19 protein-coding genes and 1 pseudogene are annotated in these 19,187 nt (G+C 39.3%); 5 read left to right on the plus strand and 15 right to left on the minus strand.

The genetic code is table 11. The features are described 5' to 3' along the window. Nucleotides 1–51: 51 nt before the first annotated feature. The 9 genes from M3175_RS19435 to M3175_RS19475 form a co-directional block, all read right to left on the minus strand. Complete coding sequence (locus M3175_RS19435) at nucleotides 52–1,518, minus strand: amidase family protein (RefSeq protein WP_251522640.1); 1,467 nt, start codon at nucleotides 1,516–1,518, stop codon at nucleotides 52–54. Nucleotides 1,519–1,590: 72 nt separating this feature from the next. Beyond that, the gene (locus tag M3175_RS19440; RefSeq protein WP_251522642.1) at nucleotides 1,591–2,733 is read right to left on the minus strand and encodes a DEAD/DEAH box helicase; all 1,143 of its coding nucleotides are present in this window, start codon (nucleotides 2,731–2,733) and stop codon (nucleotides 1,591–1,593) included. A gap of 85 nt (nucleotides 2,734–2,818) precedes the next feature. Further along, the gene (locus M3175_RS19445; protein WP_251522644.1) at nucleotides 2,819–4,036 is read right to left on the minus strand and encodes a Ger(x)C family spore germination protein; all 1,218 of its coding nucleotides are present in this window, start codon (nucleotides 4,034–4,036) and stop codon (nucleotides 2,819–2,821) included. Further along, nucleotides 4,033–5,622, minus strand: a complete 1,590-nt coding sequence (locus tag M3175_RS19450) for a spore germination protein (RefSeq protein ID WP_251522646.1) — start codon at nucleotides 5,620–5,622, stop codon at nucleotides 4,033–4,035. The genes M3175_RS19445 and M3175_RS19450 overlap by 4 nt, the downstream gene beginning before the upstream one ends. After that, a complete protein-coding gene (locus M3175_RS19455) occupies nucleotides 5,619–6,731 on the minus strand; it encodes a GerAB/ArcD/ProY family transporter (protein WP_251522648.1) in 1,113 nt (370 codons plus the stop codon). Before M3175_RS19455 ends, M3175_RS19450 begins: the two co-directional genes overlap by 4 nt. Next, a complete protein-coding gene (locus tag M3175_RS19460; protein WP_251522650.1) occupies nucleotides 6,728–6,931 on the minus strand; it encodes a hypothetical protein in 204 nt (67 codons plus the stop codon). The genes M3175_RS19455 and M3175_RS19460 overlap by 4 nt, the downstream gene beginning before the upstream one ends. A 180-nt stretch (nucleotides 6,932–7,111) precedes the next feature. Continuing rightward, nucleotides 7,112–7,270, minus strand: a complete 159-nt coding sequence (locus M3175_RS19465) for a DUF1540 domain-containing protein (RefSeq protein WP_251522652.1) — start codon at nucleotides 7,268–7,270, stop codon at nucleotides 7,112–7,114. A gap of 78 nt (nucleotides 7,271–7,348) precedes the next feature. Then, nucleotides 7,349–7,798 carry a threonine/serine exporter family protein gene (locus M3175_RS19470; RefSeq protein WP_251522654.1) on the minus strand — a complete coding sequence of 150 codons (450 nt, stop codon included), beginning with the start codon at nucleotides 7,796–7,798 and terminating at the stop codon, nucleotides 7,349–7,351. 16 nt (nucleotides 7,799–7,814) lie between these two features. Further along, a complete protein-coding gene (locus M3175_RS19475; RefSeq protein WP_251522656.1) occupies nucleotides 7,815–8,573 on the minus strand; it encodes a threonine/serine exporter family protein in 759 nt (252 codons plus the stop codon). An 80-nt stretch (nucleotides 8,574–8,653) separates the two neighbouring features. Here M3175_RS19475 and M3175_RS19480 point away from each other — a divergent pair, with 80 nt between their 5' ends. Then, a complete protein-coding gene (locus M3175_RS19480; protein ID WP_251522657.1) occupies nucleotides 8,654–9,649 on the plus strand; it encodes a D-2-hydroxyacid dehydrogenase in 996 nt (331 codons plus the stop codon). A gap of 186 nt (nucleotides 9,650–9,835) precedes the next feature. Here the strand turns inward: M3175_RS19480 and M3175_RS19485 are convergent, their stop codons facing one another. From M3175_RS19485 to M3175_RS19505, 5 genes and pseudogenes are all read right to left on the minus strand, one after another. Then, complete coding sequence (locus M3175_RS19485; protein WP_251522658.1) at nucleotides 9,836–10,558, minus strand: amino acid ABC transporter ATP-binding protein; 723 nt, start codon at nucleotides 10,556–10,558, stop codon at nucleotides 9,836–9,838. Then, nucleotides 10,555–11,211 carry an amino acid ABC transporter permease gene (locus M3175_RS19490; protein ID WP_251522659.1) on the minus strand — a complete coding sequence of 219 codons (657 nt, stop codon included), beginning with the start codon at nucleotides 11,209–11,211 and terminating at the stop codon, nucleotides 10,555–10,557. Before M3175_RS19490 ends, M3175_RS19485 begins: the two co-directional genes overlap by 4 nt. Before the next feature lie 81 nt (nucleotides 11,212–11,292). Beyond that, on the minus strand, nucleotides 11,293–12,108 hold the full coding sequence (locus M3175_RS19495; protein WP_251522660.1) for a basic amino acid ABC transporter substrate-binding protein: 816 nt from the start codon (nucleotides 12,106–12,108) through the stop codon (nucleotides 11,293–11,295). Between the two features lie 850 nt (nucleotides 12,109–12,958). After that, a pseudogene (locus tag M3175_RS19500) lies at nucleotides 12,959–13,051 on the minus strand (excisionase family DNA-binding protein); the annotation flags it as partial. 61 nt (nucleotides 13,052–13,112) lie between these two features. Next, the gene (locus M3175_RS19505; RefSeq protein ID WP_251522661.1) at nucleotides 13,113–14,324 is read right to left on the minus strand and encodes a cystathionine gamma-synthase family protein; all 1,212 of its coding nucleotides are present in this window, start codon (nucleotides 14,322–14,324) and stop codon (nucleotides 13,113–13,115) included. A gap of 188 nt (nucleotides 14,325–14,512) precedes the next feature. On the opposite strand from M3175_RS19505, the gene M3175_RS19510 reads away from it, so the two are divergent. The 4 genes from M3175_RS19510 (at nucleotide 14,513) to M3175_RS19525 (ending at nucleotide 17,565) form a co-directional block, all read left to right on the plus strand. After that, nucleotides 14,513–15,160: a GntR family transcriptional regulator gene (locus tag M3175_RS19510; RefSeq protein ID WP_251522662.1), complete on the plus strand. Its 648-nt coding sequence runs from the start codon at nucleotides 14,513–14,515 to the stop codon at nucleotides 15,158–15,160. 153 nt (nucleotides 15,161–15,313) lie between these two features. Then, entirely contained in the window at nucleotides 15,314–16,105 is a 792-nt protein-coding gene (locus M3175_RS19515) for an amino acid ABC transporter substrate-binding protein (RefSeq protein ID WP_251522663.1), read from the plus strand. 14 nt (nucleotides 16,106–16,119) lie between these two features. Beyond that, nucleotides 16,120–16,803, plus strand: a complete 684-nt coding sequence (locus tag M3175_RS19520) for an amino acid ABC transporter permease (protein ID WP_119706659.1) — start codon at nucleotides 16,120–16,122, stop codon at nucleotides 16,801–16,803. An 18-nt stretch (nucleotides 16,804–16,821) separates the two neighbouring features. Further along, nucleotides 16,822–17,565, plus strand: a complete 744-nt coding sequence (locus tag M3175_RS19525) for an amino acid ABC transporter ATP-binding protein (protein ID WP_251522664.1) — start codon at nucleotides 16,822–16,824, stop codon at nucleotides 17,563–17,565. A gap of 167 nt (nucleotides 17,566–17,732) precedes the next feature. Here M3175_RS19525 and M3175_RS19530 read toward each other — a convergent pair whose 3' ends face one another. Beyond that, nucleotides 17,733–19,157 carry an amino acid permease gene (locus tag M3175_RS19530; protein WP_251522665.1) on the minus strand — a complete coding sequence of 475 codons (1,425 nt, stop codon included), beginning with the start codon at nucleotides 19,155–19,157 and terminating at the stop codon, nucleotides 17,733–17,735. Between the last annotated feature and the right edge of the window lie 30 nt (nucleotides 19,158–19,187).

The raw sequence follows: 19,187 nt of genomic DNA on the forward strand, positions 1-19,187 counted from the left end.
TTTTTAAAAAGAGGATACTTACATAGGTAGTATGAGAAGCTAAGTCCCTCCTTATTCGAATACTGGAGGTTTTCGATGCTTTGTTGCTTTTTCAAACGCATAACCCACTTTGATAAGAGTGGGTTCACTATAGGCGGTACCGGTGAACGTGATTCCAACCGGTTCCCCTTCACTCGTGTAACCAGCGGGAATTGTAATCGACGGATATCCCGCTTTTGCAGGAATTCCTGCTCCAAAATTATTCGGGAACACGATGGTATCCAGTTGGTGCTCCTTTAACACATAATCGATTCCCTGCTCTGTAGAATAGTACATATCCTCTTCAAGCGCTTTTAAGTACGCTTCTTCTGTTAATTTTCCAGATGTAGCCTCTGATTCCTCTAGAACCACTTGTCCATACTTTAAGCATGTTTCTTCATTTTCTTTATTAAACTGAATCACATCTGACAGTGACTTTATTTTTACCGAGGCATCCACTGTCTTTAAGTATGCATTCACATCCGATTTAAACTCATACGTTAACACATCATAGCTCCATTTTCTTCCTGTTGAGGGGATAACTACATGGTCTATGACCTCGGCTCCAAGTTCAACCAGCTTTTTAATCGCTTTATTCATTACCTGAAGCTGCTCATCATTTAAATACCCAAAGTACACATCACGGGCGATTCCAATTCTAGACCCTTTTAACCCTTGATTATCCAAAAATGAAGTGAAGTCAATCTCAGCTAACTCTGTATTCGTTAACGTCACGGCATCATTTTCATCGCAAGCAGATAAAGCGCTTAATAAATAGACGGCATCCTTAACGGTTCTCGCCATTGGACCGGCCGTATCCTGGCTATGGGCGATCGGTATAATCCCTTTTCTGCTCACTAACCCTAACGTTGGCTTTATTCCTACTAAAGAATTTTGGCTTGCTGGACTTAAGATGGAGCCAGAGGTTTCGGTCCCCACCGCAACAACAGCTAGGTTAGCTGCAATGGAAGCACCTGATCCCGAACTCGATCCTCCTACATCGAAACGGCCTGGTCCGTACGGGTTTAACACCTGTCCTCCACGCGAACTATAGCCACTTTTCATTCCTTCAGCCATAAAATTAGCCCATTCAGTCATATTCGTTTTCCCTAAGATGACTGCACCTGCTTCTCTTAAAAGAGCCGCTACCTTTGAATCTTCTCTTGCATAGGAATCGGCGAGTGCCAATGAACCCGCACTTGTATGCATATGGTCACCTGTATCGATATTATCCTTAATCAGAACCGGGATTCCGTGGAGCGGGCCACGTGGTCCCTTCGTTTTTCGTTCGGCATCAAGACTTGCTGCAATCTGAATGGCGTGAGGATTTACTTCAAGTACGGAATTGATCTTTGGATCTACGGTACGAATGCGATGCAAATACATGGTCACAAGCTCTTTTGAGGTGATTTCCCCAGAAGCCAACTTATCCTGGATTAAATCGATCGTAGCTTCTTCGAGCCATCCTTCATAAGCTTTATGTAAACGTGGATTCTCCATTCCTCCAACCCCTTTTTTAAATATATCTTTAGTATACAACAAGGAGTGGGAATCTCTCCCACTCCTTGTAACTTACTTTCTTGAATTTGCATCCACCATTTGGCCTTTAAAAAACACTTTTTTTACAACATCCTTTTTTAAATCACGAGAAAATTTCTTTAAATCTCTTTCTTCACGTTCATTTACTAAAGAAATAACCGTACCTTCTGCCCCAAATCTTCCCGTACGTCCTGATCGGTGCACATATTGCTCGATATCTCTAGGGAAATCATAATGAACCACATGTGTAATGCCCTTTATGTCTAACCCTCTCGCTGCGACATCCGTAGCAAGCAGCATATTCACCTTGCCTGTTCGAAAATCCTTTAAAGCATTTTTACGTTTGTCCTTGTTTAAATCACTATGTAAAACAGATGCTTTTACATTTTGAAAGGCTAGTTTTTCTGAAACTACATTTAAGTTACCGATATCTTTAATGAATACGAGGACACTCGCTTCTTCCAAACGCGAGATTTTTTCAAGCAGTTTAATTTTATCGCGTTGTTCTGCAGTGAAATACACATGGTCAACCGCACCAGACTCAATCGTTTCATCTTTTTTAATTTTAATGACCTCTGCATCCTTCGTTAAATCCTTCGCTAAAGCCACGGAATGTTCCGGTAGAGTCGCTGAAAATAGAACCACTTGGCGATCGGCCTGGGAGGACTTCACAATATTCTTCACTGTTTGAAGATGCTCTTTTGTTAAAAGCTGGTCCCCTTCATCAAGGACAATCGTTTTTACCTCATGCATTTTGATTTTCTTTTGTGCAATTAGTTCCATCATTCGTCCCGGAGTTCCGGCAATAATATGGGGCTGCTTCTTTAGTTTTTCAAGCTGGCGCTTAACGTTAGCTCCTCCGATAAATGAGGCCGAACGAATTCCGCTTCCTTCACTCCATTTTTGAATTTCTGAAAGAATCTGCATAACAAGCTCCTGTGAGGAAGCTAGGATAACTGCTTGAATCGTTCGTTTCTCTGGATCCACTTTATTTAATACCGGTAGAAGATAGGCTAGAGTTTTTCCCGTTCCTGTTGGCGACTCCGCTATCACATCTTTGCCTTCTGCGATGAAAGGGACTGCCTTTGTTTGAACACTCGTTAATTCCTTAAATCCTTCTTTCGTCCATACATCCTGTATAAATGGTTGTAGCTCGTTTACAATTGTCGTACTCATATGCTTCTCCTTTAATCAAAGCTGATTATAATCAGCTCGCACTTAATAAACCTATATAAATACTAGCTGAAACACCCAGCAATGTCTATTCTCTTGGAATTTCTGAAATAAAGGTTTTCCCTCTAACTCCAGATCTTCTTAAGTGAAGATTGATATCAACTTCTACTTCAGCCTGTGCAAATACTTCATCCCAGTTATTTTCTACCTTCTTGTACTCTTTATGATGTTGTCGATTAAATGCATCTCCAAAACCAAAAATATCAACACCAAATTCTGTTTGCACTTTCTTAATCGTTTCCTGAATATCTTTCGCCACATAACGATTGATTTTCTCTTCAAAGTCTTTATATGTATCAATTTTCGTTAAATCATTCAAACATTGTGTAGCTTCAATTCTTGTTTCTCCATTTATCTTCACCTTTAGCACAGGCTTTCCATTCGTAAAATCAACTTTTAGTTTATTATGGGTTTCAGTCACTGTTACAGCCATATATTTCTCATCCTCAGGTTTCTTTTCATCGTCCGAGCAAGGTACACTCATACTGGTTGTTTTTAGCTTTTGTGTCCAGAAGTAATTTCTTGTTTCGTCCACAGTCAAATATCCTATTAATCGATCATCTTTAAAAATTGCCATTCCGTCCATTTCAACAAGTGTATCTACACTCGTCTTCATATTATTTTCAGATTTCTCTCCCTTTTTGGGGTCCCCTTTAATCACTAAGGTTGCTGACACAGGGTTCCGCCCCTTGGAGGTTAAGGCAGAAATAAAATCTGTCAGTCTTACTCCCGGGTCTCCTCCCCACTCTCTATTAAAGGATTGTGTTTGCTTGTGTACTTTTAATGAAGGAACCTTTTGAATCGGATACGTCACTTTTACAAATGCTTCCGCCTTTTCTCCCTTTGTTATCATGATGTTAAAGTCATTACGAAATTGACCACTTCGATCAAGGAAATCAATGAATTCAATAATGCCTTCCTTCGCGATGCCTTCACTAATGTATAATACCCTCGTGTGAGAAAAGATTAATCTTCTTGTAATTCCAATATTCATTTTATGAAGAAGCTCTGATATTGTATTTCCTTCAAGTGTAAAAGTTAAGGCCGGAGCAGCCTCCCCACCCATTTGGTTTTTAGAAAATTGACTTGCATTCACTACCTCGATGGTTAATCGATATTTACTGTTCTCACCTTCATCAACCGCAAGCCCTGTTACAATTGAAACATCGTTCAATTCAATTCGATCCCAACAGCCTGTTAATATAATAACGCATCCCAAGATGGATAATGCCATTTTCAGTTTCATTTTTGTCCTCCTACTGGCTGATCTGGAGGACTTGGCTGGTTATTCTCTTCACTTCTCACTGGTGATTTTGGATATAAATATGAAGGTCGGTTCTTATTTAACCATATCGGAACACGAACAAATACATCATCCTGATTTCTTGGTTGAAACGGTGCCACCGGTGCCAAATAGGGGATACCGAAGGATCGAAGACTAACTAGATGTATAACCATAATGATTAAGAATAGAAGAACACCGTATAATCCCATAAAGGCAGCACTAAATATAACAACAAAGCGAAGCAAGCGAGTGGCAATGGAAAAGCTATAGATCGGAGATACAAAGCTTGCAATGGCGGTAAAAGCGACGACAATAACGAGAACATTTGACACAAGACCCGCTTCGACAGCCGCTTGTCCTATAACGAGTGCTCCAACAATTGAAACGGTTTGTCCAACCACCCTTGGCATCCGAACTCCAGCTTCTCTCAACACTTCAAAAGAAAGCTCCATAATGATGATCTCAATAACAGCTGGGAAAGGAACGCCCTCCCGTTGTGCTTGTACACTAATCAATAGCTGTGTAGGCATCAGCTCGTGATGAAAGGTGGATATGGCCACATACAGGGATGGAAATAAGAGAGCAATCATGAAAGACGAATATCGAACGAGTCTAACAAAACTTGACATAATAAATGGCTGATAGTAGTCTTCTGATGCCTGAAAAAAATCAACGAAAAGTGTAGGTACCGTTAATACAAAGGGGCTACCATCGACAAATATAGCCATTTTCCCTTCTAATAAATGCCCACATATACTATCAGGCCGTTCTGTATTGTACACGAGTGGAAAGGGTGTGATGGTTTTATCCACTATGAATTCTTCCACATTTCCTGAATCCAATAAGGCACCTACATCTATCTTATTTAATCGTTCTCTTACTTCTTTTAACAAATCTTCATTTGCAATGTCATTGATATACCCAAGTGCCACATTGGTTTTTGAGTCCCTACCCATTTGATAAATTTCAAATTTAAGACGAGGATTTTTCAGACGCTTTCTGACTAATAAAATATTTACCGGTAGCCCTTCTACAAAACCATCTTTCGGACCGCGAATAATCGTCTGGGTGCTTGGCTCTGAAATGGCGCGTTGCTCTGGCAATCCAATCCCTAATGAAAGTGCTTCATTGAATCCGTCCACCATAATCAAAGCTTCTCCGTTTAATACGGCCCATACCACTCGATGAAAATTTTCTGCAACTTTAAAATCAACCGAAGGAAAATACAGTTCTCTCATTTCAATCATATTATTAAAAGAAATACCGGTAGGGTGATTGGTTGCAACTTGAATCACTCGATTTGATAGCTCATTTTTATCAGTCATGGTGCTTAAATACGTTAAATACGCTTTATGCCCACCAATTTTAATGGGTTCACACTTAAAGTCAAAAGTTCCCTTAAATAGCTCTTCTAGAAGCTTCTTATTTTTTTCTACTTGGCTATAATATTGCTTTGGAATATCCTGCTGTTTAAATAATTCTTCCTCTGTTGGTTTTCCTTTGTTCTTATTTTTTTTCCTTGTAAACAACGAACTAAAGATACTCATTTTCTTCCCTCCTTGCTCTTTCTCGTCTTCCATAAGAGAACTGGTAAGATCATTAGCGGAAGCAGCAATTGAAACGGAACATGCATAAACAATGGAACGACAATTAGACCTTCTTCAATATGCTCAGCAAAATTATCACTAATTTTCACTGAGATAAAGGCAATAATTGCTCCTATTGGTACCACGTACATCCGGTATGGTCGATTGCTTATGAGCTCTAATCCTTTTAATGCTCCATAGAAAAACACACTCACCTTAATAATAATTCCAAACATAACGATGAAAACAACCACTAGATCGACCCGTTCGATGAATTCCAATAATGATATTTCACGAGCCGACGATAGAAGCGGGAAATTCGATCTTGCTCTCATATCTACACCAAGAGTGGTAATTTGTAAAACAGCATTGTATATAAGCATAATTCCACTTGCCATGACAGCAAGCAGGGTGATTTTTTTGGCTTTTTTAAATTTTGATGTGTAAGGGATAATCATGGTAAAAGCAATTAATTCTCCAAAGGGAAAGGTAAGAAGCTGTGGAAATACAGCTTTTAACACCGGTTTAAATCCATCACCAAGAATCGGAAACAAATTTTCAAATTCCATTTCACCCGAAATAAATACAGCAATACCGATGATGATGATAAAGGAGAAGAAGTAGGGCATGAATACCTCACTTGTTCTCCCCATCACCTCGAGTCCTAAATACAACATATAAACGATAACAATCACCATAGTGATGGCAATAAACTCAATGGGAGTCTCTTCAAAAATAAACGACACAATCAGTTCGCAGAAATCCCGAAGAACCCGAGAAGCAATATAAAGAAAGTACAAAATATACAGTAACGTTAATAATCCGCCCATCCATTTTCCAAAGCAAAATTGAAAGATTTCAAAGAGATTTTTCCCTGGTAATCTTGAGAGCATAAAATAATACATCAAGGCTAACCCCATACCAAAGACCATCGCTAATCCAATCGCAATCCAAGCATCCTGATTCGCATCATTTCCTGTGCTGACAACTGCGGCATTGCCAATTTCAAAAATAAAAATTAATATAAATAATTGCCAAAGGGACAACTTCTCAACCAGTATATTTTTCATGATGATTTACTTGATTTTTTACTTTTCCTAAATCGGTAATCTACGACCATACCGTAGAAGAATCCGAATAGTAAATTCACATACAACATCCATTGACTCGTCCCTTTTTCAAAGAAAATATTCGCATCTAAAATCGACAGAAGCGTCTCCTCATATAAATACAGATCAAACATGGTAATCACTCCGATAGACGCCATCAATATGAAAGTAAATAAAAAGGTTACCAACAGCAATCATCCTTATCACAAAAACTAAATCCCATTCCACTTTTGTATATCATTTGTTATTAGTGGGTGAATTATGCTCCCTTGGAAGGAAATCCCGAAAACTCTGTTTTTTACACATAAAAAAACAGCGCTCGCTCGCGCTGTTTTTCGTTTTTATAACCCTTCAGGTTCGAATGTTTTACAATCTGTCTCACGGCTCGTATCCGCTTCCTTGCCACGGTGACTGACAACGAAGATTTGTTCTGCACCACATTTCTGTCCTTCTTCGTTGTACACACAATTACTTACCTCACATAAAACGTCCTGTGCCATCGCATAACACCTCCCCTATCAATAGGGTAAGCAAAAAGAGCGAGGGACATTCGGATTCCAACTTGGCAAATCCTTGAATCAGGATTCGCTCTTTTTTGTGATGGCCGTCTTTCTAATCAGCTGGTTAATTACTTCAGAAAAAACGATTCCCATCGCAATCGCACCCGAAATTAAGAAAGCTTTTGCCGCAAGTGCTAACGCAATATTATAGTCATTTTCAACAAAGTTTCTCATGGCGTCATATGCCATTCCACCCGGAACAAGTGGGATGATTCCTGCAACGATAAATATGATAATCGGCGTTCGATACAGCTTAGCAAACACCTGACTAGCCACGGCAATAACGAAGGATGCAATTAACGTAGCATTCACCGCATCAGCCCCATTCATCGTGAAAAGAATATAAATCATCCAACCAAGCATCCCAACAAAACCTGATTGTATTAATGAAGATTTAGGAGCGTTAAAAATAATACCAAAAGCGGCGGCAGCCAAAAAACTTAATAGGAGATGTTGAAGAATGTACATTGGCTTATCGCCTCCTTTAAAGAAATGATAATACAACAGCAATGCCTGACCCGATCGCAAAAGCGGTAAGCAGTGCTTCTGCTCCTTTAGATATCCCTGAAACCAAGTGACCCGCCATTAAATCTCTGACCGCATTGGTTAAAAGCAAACCTGGAACGAGTGGCATAACAGATCCGATTATAATTTTATCTAACTCAACTCCAATACCCATATTGACAAATAAAAACGAAAGAATGCCGATTATAATCGAACCAATAAACTCAGAAAAAAACTTGATCGGAACGACTCTGTGAAAGTACATCACACTCGTAAATCCAATCCCGCCCGTAATACACGCCGGCAGAAAATCGATCCAACTTCCATTGAACATAATTAAAAAGCAGCCACTCGCAATTGCCGCTGCAAGGATTTGGATGATTGTCGAATAGGTTAATTGCGACTCCTCTACCTCTGTTAATGCACGAAAGGCCTTTTCTATATTAAGTTCTCCATTCGTTATCCGGCGGGATACCCCGTTTACCAAAGCAACTTTATGAAGATCCGTTGTTCTTTCTGTTATTCGCACTAGCTTTGTTTTGGTAGGCTCTGTGCTCTCGATTGAAAAAATAATTCCTGTTGGTGTGACGAAACAATGCGCCTCTCTAACCCCAAAAGCACGGGCGATTCTCTCCATTGTATCCTCCACACGGTACGTTTCAGCCCCGCTTTGGAGCATGATTTTCCCTGCTAATAGACATACTTCCATAATGTCGTATACGACTTGATTTTTCTCCATTTTTATCACCTTACTGCTCACTTTTTGAATGTAAAGACTACTTTATCATATTTTTCAGATTAGTGGGTCAATACTTTTTTATGGTATATTTAGAATATCGAAATTTTCAAAAAAGTAGGTGCCACAACTTGAGAAAACTTGTCGTTACTCATAATCTGGAACATGTATATGTTAACGAAATACAAGCTGTTTTACCAGACTGGGAAATCGTTGTTGGAAAAGAAATGTATAAAGAACATATCCATAATGCGGAAATTATTTTAGGATGGAAAAAGGATCTAATAGACCTTTTAGACAGCTCCACCACTTTAAACTGGGTTCAAACTTGGAGTGCCGGTGTGAATAGCTTACCTCTCCCACTTCTTGATGAGCGTGGTGTAACGGTTACCAGTGCGAATGGTGTTCATGCCTATCCCATTTCTGAAACCATCTTCGGATTGATGCTTGCACTGACTAGGAAAATTCATACGTATGTCAGAAATCAGTCCTCAAAACACTGGCATCATGCTGGACTTAAGCTTGAGATGCACGGGAAAACAATTGGTATTATAGGTGTTGGAGCCATTGGTAAAGAAACAGCAAAGATTGCTAAAGCGTTTGGAATGAAAGTACTCGGCGTAAGAAACTCCCGGTTGTTTGAGGAATATGTGGATGAAATGTACGTGACAACCGAACTTGATACGGTCCTTCCACAATGCGATTATGTAGTATCTACCCTCCCGTTAACGAAGGATACAAAGGGATTATTTTCTATGAAACAATTTCAGCTAATGAAGCCAAGTTCTTTCTTCGTAAATATTGGTCGTGGTGAAATTGTTGTAGAGGAAGATCTTATTCAGGCACTTCAAAACGGAGAAATTACAGGGGCCGGATTAGATGTATTTGAGGTCGAACCTCTCCCTGAGAACAGTCCTTTATGGGAAATGGAAAATGTGATTGTTACACCACACACTTCGGGTTCAACTGAGTATTATGACCGTCGAGTGGTAGAAGATATCTTTTTGCCAAACTTACGACAATATGCGAAGGGTGAGCAGCCTTCCATTAACGTAGTAGATTTTATTAAAGGATATTAGATGTAGAAAAAACACAGGTTCATTCGAACCTGTGTTTTCGACTCGATGGGACTTTAACCCATAAACGACTCTTCCCGTATCAGGGATACGAGAGGTTGCTCTGTTCTTTGAGCTACGAGTCCTTTTTATTATGTCTCTTGTAAAAGCAAATTATGCAAAAAAGGATGTCCCTGTCGGACATCCTTTTTACAGTACCTTACTTAAAAATGATTTTGTACGTTCCTGTTGCGGATTGGTGAAGAGCTCATCAGGTACATTTTCTTCCACAATATAACCGCCGTCCATGAAGATGACTCGATCGCCAACTTCTCTGGCAAACCCCATTTCATGTGTCACAACAACCATGGTCATGCCTTCTTTGGCTAGCTGTTTCATAACCTCGAGAACTTCACCGACCATCTCTGGGTCTAGTGCGGAGGTTGGTTCATCAAAGAGCATGATTTTGGGTTCCATGGCAAGTGCTCTTGCAATCGCCACACGCTGTTTTTGACCACCTGATAATGAATCGGGATAGGCATTTGCCTTGTCCTCTAGACCTACTTTTCGTAAAAGGTCTAATCCCTTTTGCCGAGCCACTTCTTCATCGATTTTCTTCACCTTCACAGGAGCCATCACAATATTTTCAATCACTGTTTTATGTGGAAATAAATTAAATTGCTGAAATACCATTCCCACGTCCTGTCTTACCTTATTGATGTTCACGCTTTTATCTGTAAGGTCCACACCTTCAATATAGACATGTCCATCTGTTACGGATTCTAACAAGTTCAAACAGCGAAGAAACGTCGACTTTCCTGAACCAGAAGGTCCAATTACAACGACCACTTCTTGCGCTTTTATTTCTGCATTAATGTTTTTTAATACTTCGTTATGGCCAAATGACTTTTTTAGGTTACTCACTTTAATCATTCTGTTGATAGCCTCCTCTCAAGACGGTTTAACAAGAAGCTCAAGGTTAATGTGATCACAAGGTATATGATAGCTACAGTTATATACGGTTCCCATACACGGTAGTATTGTCCTTGCATAGCTCGTCCCCAGTACATAATCTCTGGAGCCGCAATGACCGCTGCTAAAGAAGACTCTTTAATTAACACAATAAATTCATTTCCTAATGGAGGTATCATTCTCTTAAACGCTTGTGGCAGAATGACATATCTCATTGCTTGAAAATGAGTCATTCCAAGTGTTCTAGCCGCTTCCATCTGCCCCTTGTCTATCGATTGAATTCCTGCTCGGAAGATTTCTGCAATGTACGCTCCTGCATTTAATGATAATGCAAGAATGGCTGCTGTCACTGGTTCTGTTTTTCCTGCAAACAATGGAACGAGACCAAAGTGAATAAGCAAGATCTGTACAAATAATGGGGTTCCTCTAAAAAACGTAATATATAAGTCAAAAGGTAGTGACACCCACTTGTTTTTCACCATTTTTCCTAACCCAATGGCCAAACCAAGTGCTGTACCAAAAACAATTCCTGCTAGTGATAAACCAAGGGTAAGCAAGGTTCCCTTTAAAAACAATGGCGCATAGTCCATGATGAGATCATACCGAAAGTCCATCGTACTCCTCCTTTACTAGAATGAAAAAAAATGGCGTAACACTATGCGAAAGAGTTACGCCCTAAATAATCATGTAACCAATTATTGTTGTGCTTTTAAATCTTCAACGTCTGGCTCAGAACCAAACCATTCTTTGTAAATCTTTGCATATGTTCCATTTTCATAGATGGCGTTAATCGCTTTATCAAATTCTGCTTTTAACTCGCTATCTTTCGGGAACATTAATCCATAATACTCAGATGCGAAAGCTTCCGTATCTTCAACAACTACAAACTTATCATTTGGGTTATTTTTCGCGTACTCTTCAACCACTGTGTTATCAGCAACAACCGCGTCAGCTCCGCCACCTTTTAACTCCATAATTGCTAGAACAGTATTTTCAAATTTTTTGATATTAGGATTGTTTGCTCCCAGTACACTTTCAATTGCTTCTTGACCAGTTGTTCCGTTTTGAACCGCTACTTTCTTGTCCTTTAGGTCAGCAGCCGATTTGATATCACTGCCTTCTGGAACAAGAATTTTATTTGTTGATAAAAAGTATGGGTGTGAGAAATCATATGATTCCTTACGCTCATCATTAATTGTAATGGCAGATACAGCAAAGTCTGCAATTCTATCCTCTAATTCTACGAAAACAGGATCCCAACCTACATGTACGATATCAACTTCGTAACCAGCTTCTTTCGCTACTGCTTTTGTAAAGTCAACATCAAATCCAACAATTTTATCGCCATCCATGTATTCAAATGGTGCATAAGCTGCGTCTGTTACTACTCGTAATGTTTTCTTCTCTTCACTAGCTCCTTCATCCGATCCATTGTTCTGATTGCTTGTTCCACAAGCAGCCAAGAGCATACTAAACACTAACAAAAATGATAATAAAGATAGTTTTTTCACTACATTGCCCCCTTAAAAATAGTTTTATTTTTCATTGATACTTTCTCTAGCAAATACCTTACAACTCTAAATTTTCAGTATATTTTGACATGAAACTATTATAACTTTTATCGTTTTTTTATGCAACAACAAAAACTTTGTTAGGATAATTTATCATCACTTTACTAGATTAACGTGCAAGTACTGGTATCCCTACCCTTTTATGTATTTGAAAATATCTTCGGTTAACTTTTTTCCTATCATTTTTATTGGAAACCTATCTTACATATTCATTGACAACTGCATAAAAATGATAAATATCATACAAATAAAGGGAAAATAAACATCTTTTATTCTCCTAACGTGTTCAGATACCTGTCACTTTTTATAAAAATATGTTTGCCTGCAAAAGGCAGGGCTTTTTGTTGTGTAATGTAAGAATATTAAAAAGTGCCACCTAATGTATAATGCAAATTTAAGCTCAGGTACTGTTATAAAACTGATGTTGATTTCACTGTTTGAAAAATAACCGGAAAAATTCCGACTAAATTGGGAAATACCCCCGTTTCCTTAAGAATAAGCGGAGTTTTTCCGCTTATGTGATTCAAATCTTCGTATTTTGGCTTATTTAGAGCAGTTAACCGGAATTCCTCCGCTTATTTCTGCTTCTTAAGCTTCCTCTATATACATTAGTCGGAAATTCTCCGCCTATAAATTCTCTTACCTATACGAGAGCAAAGCCAAAGAAAAACGTGGTTTTGTAATTAAAAAACACAGCATTTTGCAGTTCAATTAGCGAGGTAACAGTAATCTCTGTAACCTCACTAATTGGACTACAGCTTCACGCCTATTTTTATCATTATTTGCGTTATAACACCCGAATTTTCCCCTGCAAAATTAAATTTTCTACATACTGAATCGAAACTGATAAATATTCTGCCGTTTCTTTTACTGTTAGGTACATTTATACGTCACTCCCACTATCTATATGAAGCTATTATAGCGAATTACTCCTTTTTCACCTATTACTCTAAAGATAATTGTGATTCTAGATGGGCGAAAGCTTGTTCCAGATCAGCGATTAAATCTTCAGTATCCTCGATTCCGACCGATATACGAACGAGCCCTTCAGGTATCCCAAGTTCCTTCCTTTCTTCAAGGGTACACTCCACATGACTCGTGGTTCTTGCTGGTCCATAGATCGTCTCCACGGCCCCGAGATTGCCCGCTCTATTGGCATACTGTAACTTTGGCAATAGAATTCTGATAGCCTCCATCTCCTCTTTTAATACAAAACTAACGATTCCCCCGAAGCCCTTCATTTGTTTTTTTGCAATATCATGATTACGATGTGTTTCTAATCCGGGATAAAACACTTCCTCTACATGCTTCTGATTTTTCAAATAGCACGCTATTTCCATCGCACTTTTTTCTTGCTGTCTGACACGAAGTTTTAATGTTTTCATCCCTCTTAATATAAGATAGGCTGACCAAGGATCCATCGTGGCGCCGTTAATCTCTCGATAATGATACACTTTTTCCATCAGATTTTTTGGACCGCATACCACTCCTCCCATCGCATCTGCATGACCACTTAAAAACTTAGTGGCACTATGGATTACGATATCTACCCCGAATAATAAAGGGTTTTGATTAATTGGAGTAGCAAAGGTATTATCAATGATCACCAAGGCTCCAACCGCTTTTCCCGCCTTCACCATTCGTTCAATATCAGTAATCTTTAGTGTCGGGTTGGTTGGTGATTCTAGATACAATACCTTGCATCCTTTAGCCACCTCCGCCTCAATCTCTTCATGATTTCCGGTCGTACATAACGTCACATCAACATCAATATGGGGTAGAAACTCGGTGAAAATTTTATTGGTTCCTCCATAGGTATCTTTAATTGACACGACTCGATCTCCTGGCCGTAAAAACGTATATAGCGTACTGCTAATGGCCGCCATCCCCGAAGAAAAGCCGACTGCTGCTTCTGCCCCTTCTAGAATCCGTAGTTTTTCCTCGAAAGCTTCGACGGTTGGATTTGTCATACGGTTATAAGTATGGCCAGGTTTTAACCCCATTGCTACCTCCTGCCATTCATCCATATCATCATAATTGTAGGCAACACTTAAGACGACAGGCACTTGGGTGGCATTAAAAGCAAGAGATGCCTCTTCTCCTGCCCATACCGCTTTTGTTCCGTCCTTTATATTCGTAAAGTTGTGTTTCACCATAGCTAATCACCTCAATCATTTTTATCGTTAAACTTTGCATCTTGATTGTATATTGTATATTGTATAATATACAGAATATTGTAACAAATATGAAGAAAAATTTTTTAAGATAGGCTGGGAACTCTTCTCTTCTATTACTTAAGGTATAATAGGCTATAGATAACCAAGCCTTCAGTAAGGAGGAACCGATGATTCTTAAAAGATACCGATCGTTAAAAGATCATGTGTATGATTACATTGCTACAGAAATTCAGAATGGAAACTTGCTTCCTAATCAGAAAATAAATGAAGTGGCTTTAGCAGAAAAATTGGAAGTGAGTCGAACTCCTGTAAGAGAAGCTTTAATACAGCTTGCGTCCGAAAACTTACTTGAATTTTTCCCTCGGAAAGGATTTATCGTAAAAGAACTCTCGATAAAAAATAAGCTTGATGTGTTCCAGATCGTTGCTGTTCTTGACGCTCTAGCAGCCTCTTTATCTATACAGCTTCTTACGGATGAAGACCTACATAAGATGGAAGAGCTGGTGGAAAAAATTGACCAAGCGATTTCTCAGCGCAATTATTCTGATTATCAAAAATTTCAATACGAATTTCATCAGGTTTATATTGAAAAGTGCAATAATGAAACATTAATTGATCTGCTGCAATCGTTACAGAACAGTTTTGTTAGACAAATTTACTTAAGTAAAGACGAAGATAAGCTATTTTCTGTACTCACACAAATGAACGAGCAACATGCAAACATCGTTCAACATTTTAGGCACAAAGATACAGATAAACTAGAGCAGCTGATTAAACATGAACACTGGAAAATCACTCACGTAGACATGATTTAATGGAACAGGCTTAACCGCCTGTTCTTTTTTTCCCTACATATAAGTTACATTTCTGTGAAAGATAAGAATAAATGTTTGACATATATGAAAGAAAATATTAACCTAATATAGTTTTTAAATAATTAATCCGATAAACTTAGTGGGGGTTTTTACATGAAGAAATTATTATTCGTGCTGTTCACTCTTCTTCTTTCTCTAGCTTTAACTGCTTGTGGAGCAAAGGAAAATGAAGAAACAGCAGCAAACTTATACGAAGAGATTAAAGAAAAAGGTGAAATTACCATCGGGACAGAAGGTACTTATGCACCGTTTACTTTCCATGATGAGTCAGGCAAACTAACAGGGTTTGACATTGAGATTGCTGAAGAAGTATTCAAGCGCCTTGATATTAAGCCTGTTTTCGTTGAAACTAAATGGGATGGAATGATCGCTGGACTAGATGCTAAGCGTTATGACATGGTGGCGAACCAAGTAGCAATTCGCGAAGATCGCCTTGAAAAATATGATATGTCTGAACCTTATATTTCTTCAAAAGCAGTACTTGTTGTTGGTGAAGCAAATGAAGACATTAAAACGTTTGAAGATTTGAATGGAAAAAAAGTAGGACAATCTTTAGACAGTAACTACCGTAAGATTGCAGAAGCACATGGGGCAACAAACACAGTGGTGGATGGATTTAATCAAGCCATTGATTTAATTACTTCAGGTCGTATCGATGCAACGATCAACGACAATCTTTCTTACCTGGATTTAAAAAAGCAACGTCCTGACCTTGCGATTAAAAAGGTGGACGAAGAAGCGGATGTAACAAGCAATGCCTTCTTATTCCGTAAAGATAACAAAGAGCTAGTTGATGCGGTTAACGGTGCATTAGCTGACATGATTGAAGACGGAACATACCTTGAAATCTCAACTAAATGGTTTGGCGAAGACGTATTGAAGTAAAGGACTGAAATGAAATGGTCTTAGATGAAAGAGCGGAACGAATTATAGGAATCCTTAGCGATTCCTTTTTTCCTATTTTAAAAGCTGGTTTATATTTTACGGTTCCATTAACATTAATCACATTTACACTTGGTCTTATCTTAGCGTTTTTCACAGCAATTGCTCGCATATCAGGTATTAAGCCACTCGTTGCAATTGCAAAATTTTATGTGTGGATCTTTCGAGGTACACCGTTACTTGTTCAGTTATTTATCCTATTTTACGGTCTTCCTAGTGTGGGAATTACGCTTGATCCTTTTCCAGCAGCCGTACTTGGTTTTACCTTAAATAAAGGAGCGTATAGCTCGGAAATTATTCGTGCCGCGATTCTTTCCACTCCTAAAGGGCAATGGGAAGCAGCCTATTCGATTGGCATGACTCGGGCTCAAGCCATGAGACGAATCATTCTCCCACAAGCGATCAGAGTATCTGTTCCACCACTTGGAAACTCTTTTATCAGCCTGGTTAAAGACACTTCCCTTGCTGCAACGATCACCGTTACAGAGATGTTTCAAAAAGGGCAACAGGTGGCTGCAGCTACGTACGAACCTCTTTGGCTTTATATTGAAGTGGCATTTATTTATTTAATGTTTAGTACGGTGCTGTCCTATGCTCAATCCATGCTTGAACGTCGCTTTGACCGCAGCGTAGCAAAGTAGGAAGGGAGAGTATTGGCTATGATTAAACTAGAAAATTTATATAAAAGCTTTGGAGACATTGATGTTTTAAAAGGAATTAATTTAGAGGTGGAAAAGGGAAAAACAGCTGTTGTTATTGGCCCATCTGGTTCAGGGAAAACGACCCTTTTACGCTGTCTAAATTTATTAGAGATTCCAAATCAAGGGTCGATTACGATCGGGGAAAAAGAACTTCAGTTTCAATCAGGAACAAAGCTAAAACCGAATCAAATGACCTCCTTTCGTCAACAAACAGGCATGGTTTTTCAATCGTATAACCTGTTTCCACACTTAACGGTTGTTGAGAATATTATGGAAGGCCAAGTCGTGGTTTTAAAACGCTCAAAAGCGGAGGCCAAAAAGCGTTCGCTCGATTTACTTGCCAAGGTAGGACTGAGCGACCGTGCGGATATGTACCCTCATCAACTATCAGGTGGGCAGCAGCAACGCGTGGGGATTGCCAGAGCGATGGCGATGGATCCGAAGGTCTTATTATTTGACGAACCCACCTCGGCGCTTGATCCGGAGCTTGTTGGTGAAGTATTAAAAGTCATGAAGGATCTTGCTGAAGAAGGCATGACGATGGTTGTTGTGACCCATGAAATGGAGTTCGCTAGAGATGTAGCAGACCAAGTCATTTTCATGGATCAAGGAATCATTGCTGAAAAAGGAACACCAGAAGAAATCTTCACCCTCTCCACCAATCCTAGAACACAGCAATTTCTAAACAAAGTCGCACGTTAAATAAGCATACCAAAATAAATAACAAAAAGGGGTAAAGTGTCCTTCCCAGAAGGACACTTTACCCCTTTTTGTCCACGAGCGGTGACAGACACCCTCCGTGGACACTTTGGCCTCATTTGTCTTTTTGTGGTGTCTGTCACCGCAATGTCAAAGCAATGTCAAAGCAATTAGGCGGCTTTTTTGGTTTGTGTTTTTTTGTTGTGTGCTCTGGCAACTGGGCTGTAGAAGAAGATTCCACTTGCAAGGAGAGCCACTCCGAACATGAAGGTTTTGATGTCTGCTGTCCCCGCATAGATGACCCATACCGAATACAAGGTCGCTAGTAAAGCAATGACACCGTCAATTATTTTTGATCTTGTTTGGCCTTCATACGTTTCACCTGTCATCACTAGCTTTAACTGGAATACAGCAGCAATGAAGTAAGGAACCAGGTAAGATAAAGTTGCGATATAAATAACAAAGTCAAACGCCGCAGAGATCGAATTTGAAATGGTTGAGAAGATAAATAACTGTCCTAAGGAATTCGTTATAATCATTGATAAAACCGGAATATTCTTCTCGTTTTCCTTTAAAAAGGAAGGTAAAAACAGACCTTGCTTGGCTGCTTGGTACGGAACCTCTGCACTTAGCATCACCCAACCAATGGTAGATCCAAATAAGCTGATTAATCCAATACCTGCTAACACTTTTCCAGAAACAGGTCCAAGTACCGAGACGATCGCATCAATTAATGGCTTGTCTGACGCAATTAATGCCTCTTGGCTTAATAAGCCCATAACTAATGTACTTACTCCAATATAAATAGCTAACGCAATGAACAACCCTAGAATCGTTGCACGCTTAACGTCAATTTGCTTCTTCGCACGTCCCGCAAAAACAACCGCCGACTCCACACCGATAAACGCCCATAAGGTAGCAACCGCTGCATTGCTAATTTGACCCATCAATCCAACAGAAGCACCACTTTCATCGACACGTGGCTCAACCATAGGAAGCATATGTGAAGCCTCAAATGCAAACAAAGCAACAATAATGAAGATAAAGAATCCTGCCACTTTTGACGCCGTTGCAATAAAGTTTAATTTCCCTGCATTTTCTAACCCACGTAAAATGATAAAGTGTGTTCCCCATAATAAAATCGAACAAACTGCAAAAGTTAATGCATTTCCGACCTTTAACGTAAAGGAACCCACTGTAAATAACTCAGCTTGACTCGTTAAAAGGGGAAAGAACGTTGATAAGTAACTAGCGAATGTTGTGATAATGGCAATATTCCCTGCTAAGTTACCAATCCAATACCCCCAAGTAGCCATGAACCCAGAAAGAACAGAGCCTTTAGAATTTGGCTTAAAAAGCTCTTTCGCATAAATTTGTGGTCCACCATTTAAATTTGGCTTTCTCATTCCTAAATTCCCAAACACAAGCGCTGTTACAAGCACCCCTGCTCCTGTAAATAACCAAGCGAGAATAACCCCCGCCGGACTTGCGGCTTCTGACAGTGAACGTGGTAACATAAAGATACCCGAACCTACCATATTTCCAACTACTAATGCAGTTAATATCCATAAACCTAACTTCGTTTGTTTTCCCATGATCATATTCCTTTCTATTATTATTCCCCA

The sequence above is a fragment of the Robertmurraya korlensis genome, from assembly GCF_023715225.1.
In the GTDB taxonomy this organism is placed as follows: Bacteria; Bacillota; Bacilli; order Bacillales; family Cytobacillaceae; genus Robertmurraya_A.